We start from the raw sequence: 11,479 nt of genomic DNA on the forward strand, positions 1-11,479 counted from the left end.
TCAGCTCTGCGCGGGAACGAGCTCCGCCCCCGCGCGTGCGATCTCGTCGAGCGCTCGGGCACTGGATTCGGGGTGGACGCCCGCGATGAGGTCGGTCAGCACCCGCACCCGCCGTCCGGCCGCGAGCGCGTCCAGGGCCGAGGCCCGCACGCAGTAGTCCGTCGCGATCCCCGCGACGTCGATGTCGATGATGCCGTGGGAGTCGAGCAGCTGGGCGGCCGTGGCGCCGTCATCCGCATGCCCTTCGAACAGCGAATAGGCGGGCCGACCCTGCCCCTTCTTCAGATGATGGGTGACCGACGACGCATCGAACAGCTCGTCGTACTCCGCACCGTACGTGCCGCCGACGCAGTGCGGCGGCCATGTGTCGACGAAATCCGGGGTGTCGGAGAAGTGACCGCCGTTGTCGTTGTCGGAGTCGTGCCAGTCGCGGGAGGCCACGATCAGGGCGTAGTCACCAGCATGCTTCGCGAGGAACTCCGTCACCCGGGCCGCGACCTCGTCTCCCCCGGCCACGCCCAGGGCACCGCGCTCGGTGAAGTCGTTCTGCAGATCGACGATGAACAGCGCCCGGGTCATGCGTCGAGCCTACGACGGCGCCTGCTCCTCCGGGTGAGAAGGCACCCGGAGTCATCCGGCCGCGAAAAGGAGGGTCCAGGAGATCACGAGGGCGACCAGCCCCAGACCGGTGAGGCCCACCCCGAACCAGGCGACGAAGCGCACCACTGGTGATCCCCGGGTCAGCCGCATCCGTCCGGAGGAGTCGCGCCGGGCGAACACCGAGGCGGAATCCTGACCGTCGAGCACCCGGAGCTGCTCGGGCGTCAGGTGCGCCTCGCCGACCTCACCGTCCGATCCGAACCAGCGGGCGATCCGACCGCCGTCCTCGTCGTCGTCGATCATGACGGTGACCGGCTCCCACGTTCCGTCGGCAAGAGCGAGGATCACACCGACCAGCAGCACCACCCCGCCGAGACCCAGCCCCACCCAGCTGAAGATCTCCAGCACCGCGTTCACCGCGATGTCGGCAGAGGTGGTCACTCCGTGAGTTTATTCCGCGTGCTGGCCCTCGCGGACACAGGGAGCCCGACCGAAACGTGGAGCCACCTAAGGGAATCGAACCCTTGACCTATTCATTACGAGTGAATCGCTCTGCCGACTGAGCTAAGGTGGCGCGCGTCGCTCGCGCGATGCACGATCACCGATCTTACAGCCTCGCCCGGCGCGGAGCGAACCGTGCCGGGCGCGACCCCGGGGCTACTCGCAGCGCAACCCGTCCTCGGGAACCACACCGTCGACGAGATACGCCTCCACCGCGGAGTCGACGCACGCGTTGCCCTTGTTGTACCCGGTGTGGCCTTCCCCGACGCGGGTAACGAGAACCCCGGACGCCAGCTGATCGGCCAGCGCCACCGACCATTCGTACGGGGTCGCCGGATCATTGGTCGTGCCGACCACGACGATGGGCGCGGCGCCCTCGGCGGTGATCGCCTCACGCACACCCGTCGGCGGGTAGGGCCACGCGTCGCACGGGTCGGGTCCCGCCCAATAGGGCGCGATCGTCGGGGCCTCCGCCTCGAGCTGGGCCTCGGCGGCCTCCTCGTCCGCCTCGAAGGTGGGATCGTCGGGATAGTCCATGCAGTTGTACGCCCGGAAGGCCTCGGTGGAATTGTCGAGGTACTGGCCCTCCTGGCGGTTGTAGTAGAAGTCCGCCAGCACGAACGCGAACTCCGGGTCTCCCTGCAGCGCGTCGCTGAGCGCGGTGGTGAGGAACGTCCAGTTGTCGCGGGAATACAGCGCCGCCACAATCGAGGTGGTCAGCGCGTCGGCGTTGAGCTCACGCCCGTCGGATGCGATGAGCGGGGCCGCGTCGGCGCTGGCGAGGAGCGCCCCCAGATCGGCCATCGCCTCATCCACCGAACCTCGGAACGGACAGTCGTCGCCTGCCAGACAGTCGCTCATGTACGCGCGCAACGCCGACTCGAAGCCGATCGCCTGCGTCGTGCTGACGTCGAAGCCCGACGCCGCCGGGTCGATCGCCCCGTCGAGCACGAGGCGGCCCACCCGCTCGGGGTAGAGCTTCGCGTAGGTGGCGCCGAGGAAGGTGCCGTACGAATAGCCGAGATAGTTCAGCTGCTCATCTCCGAGGACGGCGCGCAGGAGGTCCATGTCGCGGGCTGCGTTCTCTGTGGTGATGTGCGGGAGGATGCCGCCGCTGTTGGCGTCGCACGCCTCAGCGAACCCCGCGTGGCGGTCCAGCCACTCCTGGGTCCACTCGTCGCTGCCGCGCGGCGCGGAGACGTCGGGGTAGAGGTAGTCATCCATCTGCGCGGCGTCGTAGCACCGCACCGCGGTGGACTCCCCCACCCCGCGCGGGTCGAATCCGATCACGTCGAAGCTCTGCTGCAGCTGCTGACCGACGGCGAAGCCCAGGGAGTCGCGGATGAGGGAGACCCCGCTCGCACCCGGCCCGCCGGGGTTGGTCAGCAGGGAGCCGATCGCCTCGCCCCCGGTCGCCCGGTGGCGGACGACGGAGAGCTGGATGTCGCCTGCCGACGGGTCGCTCCAATCCAGCGGTGCCCGCACCATGGTGCAGTCGAAGCCGTCGCCGCAGTCGCTCCATGTCAGCGTCTGCTCGTAGAACGGCAGCAGCTCCTGATCGACCCCGTCCGTGTCGGGGGCGGGGCTCGCCGTGGATGCCGGCCGGGTCTCGGGGATCAGCGAGTACACGCATCCCGACAGCACCAGCGTCATCGCGACGACGGTGGCGAGTGCTGCCGCGACGCGGCGGCGGAGGCGAGGGGGTGCGACGGTCACGGGGTCCTTCCGGTGGCAACGGTGATCAGCATGCTCTCGATGGCCAGCGTCGGGGCGACGTTCTGCTCGAGATTTCGGCGGGTCTCGGAGATCTGATCGAGCACGACGAGCGTGCGCGAGGGCTGCCACTGATCGGCGAGAGCGCGGATGTCATCAGCGAATTCGCGATTGATCATGTCGTCCTCCCGGCCGAACTGCCGCATGAGGACATCGCGGAACAGCGACTGCAGGTCGGTGAGGACGCGATCGATCCCGTCTCGCAGACTCCGGGTGGCGCGGCGCTTCTGGTCGTCCTCCAGCGCGGACAACTGGCCGCGGACCGCAGGTGGCACGGGAGCCCCCTCGGCGATGCCGAGGGTACGCCGCAACTGCAGACGCTCGGCCTCGTCGCGCTCGGCGCTGAGCGCCTTGGCGTCATCGGTGGCCGCCGCGACGATCCGCGCGGCCACATCGACCGCGCCCCCCACACCGCGGACGGAGAGAACGCCGGCGAGGGTCTCGGCGCGCCGCCGGCGCGCCGCGTCGTCGCTCGCCAAGCGCTGGGCCATGCCGATGTGCCGCTGCGCGTGCCGCGCCGACTGTTCGGCGATCTCCGGTGTCGCCCCGGTGCGGGCCGCGATGAGAGCGGCGACGTCGGCGACGTCGGGCTCGCGCAGCCGCACGGTGCGGACCCGCGACCGGATCGTGGGAAGCAGGTCGGCGTCGCTCGGCGCACACAGCACCCACACCGTCCGCTCGGGCGGCTCCTCCAGTGCCTTCAGCAGCACGTTGGAGGTGCGCTCCGCCATCCGATCGGCGTCCTCGACGACGATGACCCGGTGCCGCCCGATCGAAGGCGCGAAGTAGGCCCGCTCGACCAGCCGCCGGGCCTCGTCGATGCGGATGATGACCTGTTCGGTGCGCAGCGCCGTCAGGTCGGGATGGGTGCCTGCGAGCACCTGGGCCACGGCGGCGTCGTCGCCGGGCTCGGCGATCAGAGCGGCGGCGAACGCGTACGCGAGGGTCGATCGGCCCGATCCGGGCGGCCCGACGAGGAGCCACGCGTGCGTCATCGCACCGGGGTCGGCGGCGGCGGCCTGAAGGGCGGCCACGGCGTCGGGCTGCCCCCACACGCCGCGCCACGGGTCGGTCGCCGTGCCGATCGTGGTCGCGGTGGCCTCCATGGGCTTCAGCCTAATCTTCCCGCCCGACACCCCGGCTGGGGGGTTGCTCACGATGTGCGGGCGTCCAGCAGTGCGGCCACGCGCGTGCGGACGGCGGCCGCGATCTCGTCGGCCGGCGCGGTGGCGTCGAGCACGAGGAAGCGCTCCGGCTCCGCGGCGGCGAGCGAGAGGAACTCGCTGCGCACTCTCGCGTGGAAATCATCCTGCTCGGCTTCGAGCCGGTCGAACGGCTTGTCGTCGGCATCGCGACGCGCGCGCGCCGACGCGGGGTCGAGGTCGAGCAGCACCGTGAGGTGGGGCAGCAGGCCCTCGGTGGCCCAGAGCGACAGATCGCGCACTTCGCCCGGACCGAGCACCCGGCCGGCACCCTGGTAGGCGACCGAGGAGTCGAGGTAACGATCCTGGATCACGACATCGCCGCGGGCGAGCGCCGGACGCACCACCGTCGCGACATGATGGGCCCGGTCGGCGGCGTAGAGCAGCGCCTCGGCACGCGGTGAGACGTCACCGCGGTGGTGGAGCACGATGTCGCGGATGAGCACCCCCACCTCGGTCCCGCCCGGTTCGCGGGTGCGGACCACGCGCCGGCCCTGCCCTGTCAGCCACTTCTCGAGCAGCGCCGCCTGTGTGGTCTTCCCGGCGCCGTCGCCGCCCTCCAGGGTGACGAACAGTCCGGATGCCGCGAGCTCGCCCTCCGACGCCACGGCGGCGCCGGAGCTCACTTCTTCTTCGCCGCGGGCTTGCGGGTGGTGGTGGTGGTGCGTCGAGTCGTGCGTTTGGGCGCCGGGCCCTTCGCGCGCTTGTCGGCGATCAGCTGCACGGCGCGCTCGTAGGTGACATCCATCGCGTTCTCACCCCGGGGGATGGTCGCGTTCGTCTCGCCGTCGGTGACGTACGGACCGAAACGGCCGTCGCGCAGCTTGATGGGCTTGCCGCTCACGGGATCGTTGTCGAACTCCTTCAGCGCGCTCGACGCCTTCCGCGCGCCGTACTTGGGCTGCGCGTACAGCGCGAGGGCCTGTTCGAGCGTCACGTCGAAGATCTGCTGCTCCGATTCCAGCGAACGGGAGTCCGACCCCTTCTTCAGGTACGGGCCGAACCGGCCGTTCTGCGCCGTGATCGGCTCGCCCGACTCGGGATCCTCTCCGACCACGCGGGGAAGATCGAGCAGTCGCAGTGCGGTCTCGAGGTCGATCGTGTCGGGGGTCATCGACGCGAAGAGAGACGCGGTGCGGGGCTTGGGCGCCGCCTTGGCGGCATCCTTCTTACCCTTCTTCGGAGCTTCCTCGATCACCTCGCCGGTGGCCTCATCGACCTCGGCGGGCTCTTCGGGGTCGGTCTCTTCGATGTAGGGACCGAAGCGGCCGTCCTTGACCACGACCAGCTTGCCGTTGGCCGGGTTGGTGCCGAGGACGCGGTTGCCCGCGACCGGGGCGTCGCGCAGCTCCTGCACCTTCTCGGGGGTGAGCTCGTCGGGAGCGAGGTCGTCGGGGATGTTCACCCGGCGCGGCTCGGCCTCGGGCTGCTCGGGATCGGTGATCTCGAGGTAGGGCCCGAACTTGCCGAAACGCAGGGTGGCGGTGTCGGTGATGCGGGTCGAGTTCAGCTCGCGGGCGTCGATCTCGCCGAGGTTCTCGACGATGTTGCGCAGGCCCGGGTGCTCCTCGTTGCCGAAATAGAAGGCGCGGAGCCAATCGGTGCGGCGCTGCTCGCCACGAGCGATGCGGTCGAGGTCGTCCTCGAGGGCGGCGGTGAAGTCGTAGTCGACCAGGTCGGCGAAGTGCTGTTCGAGCAGTCGCACGACACTGAAGGCGAGCCAGCTGGGCACGAGGGCCTGTCCGCGCTTGCGGACGTAGCCGCGATCGAGGATCACGTCGATGATGCTCGCGAACGTCGAGGGACGCCCGATCCCCTTCTCCTCCAACGCCTTGACCAGGCTCGCCTCGGTGTAGCGCGGTTTCGGCGACGTCGCGTGACCCTTGGCTTCGATGTCGCGCAGGCGAACCTGGTCGCCCACGCTCAGCACGGGCAGGGACTGATCGTCGCTGCGGTGGGAATCCCCCCGCTTCTCGTCGGTGCCCTCTTCGTAAGCCTCGAGGAAGCCCTTGAAGGTGTAGACGGTGCCCGATGCGGTGAACTCGGCGCGCTGGACGACGCCGTCGACCGAGACGTCCGCGGTGATGGTCACCGTCGTCGTCTCGTATTTGGCGTCGGACATCTGGCTGGCGACGGTGCGCTTCCAGATGAGGTCGTACATCCGCAGCTCATCGCGATCGAGCTGATCCTTCACGGAGGACGGCGTCCGGAAATCCTCACCCGAGGGGCGGATCGCCTCGTGGGCCTCCTGGGCGTTCTTGCTGTTGTTGCGGTACGTCCGGGGATTGGCCGGCACGGCCTTGTCGCCGTACAGGCTCACCGCCTGCGCACGAGCCGCCGTGACCGCCTGGGCCGACAGCGCCGTCGAGTCGGTGCGCATATAGGTGATGTAGCCCTTTTCGTACAGACGCTGCGCCACGCCCATGGCGTGCTTCGCGCTCATCGAGAGCTTCCGCCCCGCCTCCTGCTGAAGCGTCGAGGTGGTGAAGGGGGGCTTGGGACTGCGGGTGCCGGGCTTGGATTCCAGACCCGAGACGGATGCTTCGCCGGCCGCCTCCAGCGCGGCGGCCAGGGCACGCGCCCGAACCTCATCGAGGACGACGACCGCCTTCTTCAGCTGACCGGCGTCGTCGAAGTCGGTGCCACGGGCGAGGGCGGCGCCGTCCAGGCGCGCGAGACGCGCCGTGAACGGCTGGGCGCCGTCGGCGAGCGATCCCTTGACCGCTCCCGTCTCGACGTCCCAATAGCTGGCCGTGACGAAGGCCATCCGCTCGCGCTCGCGGTCGACCACCATCCGAGTCGCCGCGGACTGCACACGACCGGCGCTCAACGCCGCGCCTTCCCGACCGCTGCCGACCTTGCGCCACAGAACCGGCGAGACATCCCAGCCGTAGAGCCGGTCGAGGACGCGTCGGGTCTCCTGGGCGTCGACGAGAGCGTGATCGAGTTCACGGGTGTTGTCGACCGCGGCGCGGATGGCGTCCTTCGTGATCTCGTGGAAGACCATGCGCTTGACGGGCACCTTGGGCTTGAGCACCTCGAGCAGATGCCACGCGATCGCCTCGCCCTCACGGTCCTCATCGGTGGCGAGGAGGACTTCGTCGGCCCCCTTCAACGCACGCTTGAGTTCAGCGACGGTTTTGGTCTTGCGGTCGTTTACGACGTAGAGGGGATCGAAGTCGTTGTCGATGTCGATCGAGTACTTGCCGTACGCGGCCTTCTTGTCGGCCGGGATGTCCTTCTTGTTCGCCAGGTCGCGAATGTGCCCGACCGAGCTGAGCACCTCGTATCCGTCGCCGAGGTACCCCTGAATGGAGCGCATCTTCGTCGGGGACTCGACGATGACGAGCTTCTTGCCTGTGGATGCCACGGGGGTCCTTTCTTCGTTGCACACCATACACACCGCACAGGGGGGTGATCGCTGAGAGCGGGAGCGGCGTTCCCCCGGGGCGTCACGGGAAAGCGGGCGGCCCGGCGCGGGCCGACGCCGAGACCGGGAGGCCGAGGACGCGGCCTTCGACCGTCACGGTCGCGATGAGGTCGTCGAGCTCGCAGCGGACGAGCTCGGCCCCGATGGTGGCCGCCAGTTGCTCGGCTCGCTCGCAGGGCACCCCCGACAGCACGCCCGACGCGGCGTCGGCGGCGGCGAGTGCGGCCGCATCGGCGGCGCCCGCCACGCGTTGGGCCTGGACGGCGGCGCCGCCCACGGCGAGCAGACCCACCGCGAGTGCGGCGGTCACGCCGACGACGCCGACGGCGATCGACGTGCCGGCCACCGGATCACCATCCCCCGGACAGCCCGCAGCTGCGCGCCGTCAGGGTCATCGGCAGGACGGGGTGCGCCGGCGCGACGGCCGATACGCACACGAGATCTCCTTCGTGCGACACGGTGCCCCGAGCACCCGCCACGGCAGCCCTGATCGCGCCGTGGACGCGATCACCGTCTTCGCCGCGCGCGGCGAGGCGCGCCGCGTCTGCGGCGGCGTCCTGAAGCCGCACCTGCTGGGCAGAAACCGTCAACGCGGCGACCGAAAGCAGGACCACGACGATGACGGCGGGCAGCGCCACCGCGAACTCGGCGACGACCGACCCCCGGTCGCCGCCGAGCTCACGGCCCCTCACGCCACCGTCAGGGCGAGGCGGACCAGTTCGGTCAGGATGCCCCGCACCTCGTCGCTGCGCATGATCAGGACGAGGAGGCCGGCGAAAGCGACGGCGGCAAGCGTGGCGGAATTAAGGCTGAAGTGTCGATGTCCGAGCGCGCCGCTAACGTAGACGCACCCCGGCGAGGGGCGAAACGGAATGAGGACTGTTATGACCGACGCGGAAACTAAGGCTGCCGACGGCGAAACGAAAAAGTACAACATCGCTGAAGATCCCGACGAGCCGACGCTCGAAGACCTGACGTCGCCGGACTTGACCTTGAATGACGTTCTAGACGTCTTCTTCGGAACGGGCGAAGAGGCTGACGACGTTGAGATCCCCTTGACTCTCGTAGTCCAGGGATTGGTGGTCAGCGGCACAGCCATCAGCCGCCCTGCATGGGTGCGGGGACTAACGGAATCAGGCGGCGAAACGGAAGGAACCGTGACTCACGCACTCCGCCTCCGCTGGGAGCAAGATCAGGTGGATTCAGTAGCGATGCGTGATCGGCGAATCGAAGCCGGACTGCCGAGCCTCACGAGGAAGTTCGTCCATCTCAAGGACGCCTCCCTCATGCCGAGCGGCGGGAATGGGCGAGTTGTCGCCCCCTACTTCCGGGCACGACTCAGCGAAATCGGCGGTTGGACACTCGGCGCCGCGACCTTCAACGAGTGACGCAGAAGCGGCCCGTGCGCACTTTCGCCCACGGGCCGCTTGCGAACCGATGCAGAGGACTACGCCCGCCTCGTCGCCGCTGCCGCCTGGCGCTGGGACGGCGTGTAGATACTGACGCTCCGTTCGTGATCGCTGCGCCGAGCGAAATCGGCTTGGCGCTGCGAAGGTGTCTTCCGTCGCTCGAGCTCGGCGACGAGCTTGCTCTCGCGCTTCTCAAGGCGCTTGGTGTCTTCAGTCACGGTCGGATCTCCTGTCGGTGGTGGTTGGTCTTCCATACCGCGGCGAGGCGCGCGAATTCGGCATCCTCTTCCTCGGTGCTCTCGTCGAGCGCGAGCAATTCCCGCAGGCGCTCTCGCACGTAGTCGACGTCGCTCTCACGCTCAAGGCGCTGCCATTCCGCTATCCGTTTCCGGCGTTTGGGGAAGGTGTGGTCAAGCCACACGAGGCAGGCGACCAGGAAGTCGGGGTCGCTGCGATAGTCGACGCGGCGGGGTCGCTCGGGGTGAAGCTTCACACCGCACGACCAGCATTCGGTCTCGTCCACTGGCTTAGGAGAAGCGGGCGCCCGAGATGGCGACGTCGGCGCTTCCGCTCGTGAGGCTGTCGAGCCGCACGCGGAACGCGATGTATGGCGCGACGTTCAGCCGCCACGCGCCCGTCCCGGTCGCGATCTCCGTCAGCACGTCACGGCCGACGACCCGCGTCGCCGACACGGGAAAGAATCGCCCCGGTCGGACGGCGGCCTCGAAGACGGCGATGAGGTCGAGCGCGTCGGGCGCGTCGATGTCGACGGCAACGACGGCCACCTCGGTCACGTCGAGCGTGACGGCGTCGCCGGGAGTGGTGAGGGTTGCTCGTGTGTTCTTCACGGTGCGTTTTCCTTTCGGTGGGGTGATGTCGGGGGGCTTAGAGGTCGTCGTCGTCGTAGATCGGCGCGATCAGGCGCCCGTCTGGAAGTTGGATCGCGGTGACACCGACCCGCCTGCGCCGTTTTCCCCGCTTCTTGGGCTCATCGGGCGCGGGGGTGCGATCCGTCGCGGGAGCGGGCGGCGTGGCCCGCGGGGGGCGCGGTTTCGGGGTGACCGGCTGTCCTTTCCGCTCCTGCGCGACCCTGGCCGACTCTTCTGCCGCGCGTCGGGCGTACCAGTCGCCCACGCGCGTCACGGCGAAGAGGTCGCGATTCTCGGCCTCCCGCCGAGGGAGCTTCGGCTCGACGGATGGATGACGTTCGCGCTCGGCGGCGAGGTAGGTCGCCCTCCACTCGGCGCGCTCGGTCGGGCTCATCCGGTCCCAACGCCGGCGCGCCTTCGCGAGGCGACGATCGAACTCGATGCCGGTCTCCGACGGCGTATCGCCGCCGAGACGTGCGGCGGCTTCGCTGAGCGCTTCGAGCACGGGGTCGAAGCGTGGTTCGGTGCTCTTGCGTCTAACCCTGGGCATCGTCGCCTCCTCTCAGATTGAGACCGAGAAGGCGGGCGCGCTGCGCTTCCACGGATGCCAGGAAGCGGTAAAGCGCCGTCCGCTCGCCCTGTGAGTCGGCGAGGGCGAGGTCGACATGAGCCTTTTTCACGAGGGCGTCGAGGCGATCCTCGACCTCGATGCGCAGCTGTTCCGCCTCGGCCTCACCGAGGCGCGCGTACGCAACTCGGGCGAGCTCCTGCGCCTCGACGATTGAGATTCCGAGCCGGTCGGCGATGTCGCCCCACGAGAATCCCTCGCGGCGCATTACGACCGCGCGGAGGGCGCGCTCGACGGCGCGATCCGCTTCGATCTCTGCGCGGGCGATTTCGAGATCCTTCTTCTTGCTCACGATTCCTCGTCTCCGTCGTCGCCCTCGTCGTCGTCGTCGAGGTCGGGCGCCTCGTCTGCCTCGGCCTCGAGCCGAGAACGCGCGGTCTGCTCCTTCTCGGCGGCATCGAGATCGTCGAGCACTCGCTTAGCGAAGCCGATCGCTTTGACGAGGCGGTCTGCGGCGATCTGAGCGTGAACCTCGGGAGCGCGACCTTCGCCGAATTCGTCGGCGCTGTTCTTGCTGGCCGCGGGCGGGACGGGCGCAAAGTCGTCACCGCCGACCACGCGCGGGAGCGCGGCGAGGAGCGCCGTCGACGATGCGACCTTCGCGCCGGCCTGACGGGCGATCCCGAGTGCGGATGCGAGCTCGAGAATGCCTGCCTCGGCGTCTGAGCGTGCTTCGGCGGCGAGAGCGGGCGCGTGGTGCGCCAGCGTCTCGAGGTAGCTCATGCGAAGCGCCCCGAGTGCCGCCGTGGCGGCCGTGAAGTCGAGCTCGGCGTCCTCGACGCGCTCGATGGCGGCGAGCTTCTTCTTCTTGAGCGCCTTCTTGTCAGGCACCTTGCCGTCGCTCCCGGCCTGGAACGCGGCTCGGTTCGTCTCTCGGGCGACACCGTCGGCTTCTCGGCGGGCGGCGGTGAGTTCGCGCCACGCGGTCTTCTGCGCCGCGTGCGCCTCGATGCACTTGACGCTGATATCGCGGACAGCGGCGACCGACGAGGTCGGCAGGACGTGGAGCGTCCAGTGACCGCCTGCGCCGGACCACGAGAGCTGAGTAGTTGAGTCGGGCATGGTGG

At 69.2% G+C, this 11,479-nt stretch carries 14 protein-coding genes, 1 tRNA gene and 1 pseudogene; 1 reads left to right on the forward strand and 15 read right to left on the reverse strand.

Annotated features, from left to right (window positions below):
* From DT073_RS13330 to DT073_RS16090, 10 genes and pseudogenes are all read right to left on the reverse strand, one after another.
* Window positions 1-579, reverse strand: coding sequence for an isochorismatase family protein (locus DT073_RS13330; protein ID WP_124293829.1), 579 nt, complete (start codon window positions 577-579; stop codon window positions 1-3).
* 51 nt (window positions 580-630) lie between these two features.
* Window positions 631-1,041 (reverse strand): hypothetical protein, encoded by a 411-nt coding sequence (locus DT073_RS13335; protein WP_124293830.1) that lies wholly within the window; start codon window positions 1,039-1,041, stop codon window positions 631-633.
* Window positions 1,042-1,098: 57 nt separating this feature from the next.
* Window positions 1,099-1,174, reverse strand: a tRNA-Thr gene (locus DT073_RS13340).
* Window positions 1,175-1,257: 83 nt separating this feature from the next.
* Entirely contained in the window at window positions 1,258-2,754 is a 1,497-nt protein-coding gene (locus DT073_RS13345; protein ID WP_124294524.1) for an alpha/beta hydrolase, read from the reverse strand.
* 59 nt (window positions 2,755-2,813) lie between these two features.
* Window positions 2,814-3,980 carry a DNA polymerase III subunit delta' gene (locus DT073_RS13350; protein WP_124293831.1) on the reverse strand — a complete coding sequence of 389 codons (1,167 nt, stop codon included), beginning with the start codon at window positions 3,978-3,980 and terminating at the stop codon, window positions 2,814-2,816.
* A gap of 47 nt (window positions 3,981-4,027) precedes the next feature.
* Window positions 4,028-4,702, reverse strand: coding sequence for a dTMP kinase (gene tmk, locus DT073_RS13355; protein ID WP_240638617.1), 675 nt, complete (start codon window positions 4,700-4,702; stop codon window positions 4,028-4,030).
* Entirely contained in the window at window positions 4,699-7,446 is a 2,748-nt protein-coding gene (gene topA, locus DT073_RS13360; RefSeq protein WP_276310434.1) for a type I DNA topoisomerase, read from the reverse strand. The genes tmk and topA overlap by 4 nt, the downstream gene beginning before the upstream one ends.
* 82 nt (window positions 7,447-7,528) lie before the next feature.
* On the reverse strand, window positions 7,529-7,852 hold the full coding sequence (locus DT073_RS13365; protein WP_124293833.1) for an Rv3654c family TadE-like protein: 324 nt from the start codon (window positions 7,850-7,852) through the stop codon (window positions 7,529-7,531).
* 4 nt (window positions 7,853-7,856) lie between these two features.
* Window positions 7,857-8,198 carry a TadE family type IV pilus minor pilin gene (locus DT073_RS13370; protein ID WP_124293834.1) on the reverse strand — a complete coding sequence of 114 codons (342 nt, stop codon included), beginning with the start codon at window positions 8,196-8,198 and terminating at the stop codon, window positions 7,857-7,859.
* Window positions 8,195-8,305: pseudogene (locus DT073_RS16090) on the reverse strand (DUF4244 domain-containing protein); the annotation flags it as partial. The gene DT073_RS13370 and the pseudogene DT073_RS16090, both read right to left, overlap by 4 nt.
* Before the next feature lie 85 nt (window positions 8,306-8,390).
* Here DT073_RS16090 and DT073_RS15860 point away from each other — a divergent pair.
* Window positions 8,391-8,894, forward strand: a complete 504-nt coding sequence (locus tag DT073_RS15860; RefSeq protein ID WP_164478099.1) for a GvpU-like protein — start codon at window positions 8,391-8,393, stop codon at window positions 8,892-8,894.
* Between the two features lie 235 nt (window positions 8,895-9,129).
* Here the strand turns inward: DT073_RS15860 and DT073_RS13380 are convergent, their stop codons facing one another.
* From DT073_RS13380 to DT073_RS13400, 5 genes are read right to left on the reverse strand one after another with little or no spacing between them, the layout of a single operon-like run.
* The gene (locus tag DT073_RS13380) at window positions 9,130-9,438 is read right to left on the reverse strand and encodes a hypothetical protein (RefSeq protein ID WP_124293835.1); all 309 of its coding nucleotides are present in this window, start codon (window positions 9,436-9,438) and stop codon (window positions 9,130-9,132) included.
* A 4-nt stretch (window positions 9,439-9,442) separates the two neighbouring features.
* Window positions 9,443-9,763, reverse strand: a complete 321-nt coding sequence (locus tag DT073_RS13385; RefSeq protein ID WP_124293836.1) for a hypothetical protein — start codon at window positions 9,761-9,763, stop codon at window positions 9,443-9,445.
* Between the two features lie 37 nt (window positions 9,764-9,800).
* Window positions 9,801-10,334: a hypothetical protein gene (locus DT073_RS13390; protein WP_124293837.1), complete on the reverse strand. Its 534-nt coding sequence runs from the start codon at window positions 10,332-10,334 to the stop codon at window positions 9,801-9,803.
* Window positions 10,321-10,704 (reverse strand): hypothetical protein, encoded by a 384-nt coding sequence (locus DT073_RS13395; protein ID WP_124293838.1) that lies wholly within the window; start codon window positions 10,702-10,704, stop codon window positions 10,321-10,323. Before DT073_RS13395 ends, DT073_RS13390 begins: the two co-directional genes overlap by 14 nt.
* Complete coding sequence (locus DT073_RS13400) at window positions 10,701-11,474, reverse strand: hypothetical protein (RefSeq protein ID WP_124293839.1); 774 nt, start codon at window positions 11,472-11,474, stop codon at window positions 10,701-10,703. The genes DT073_RS13395 and DT073_RS13400 overlap by 4 nt, the downstream gene beginning before the upstream one ends.
* Window positions 11,475-11,479: the final 5 nt, after the last annotated feature.

The organism is Microbacterium sp. ABRD28 (assembly GCF_003850245.1).
In the GTDB taxonomy this organism is placed as follows: Bacteria; Actinomycetota; Actinomycetes; order Actinomycetales; family Microbacteriaceae; genus Microbacterium.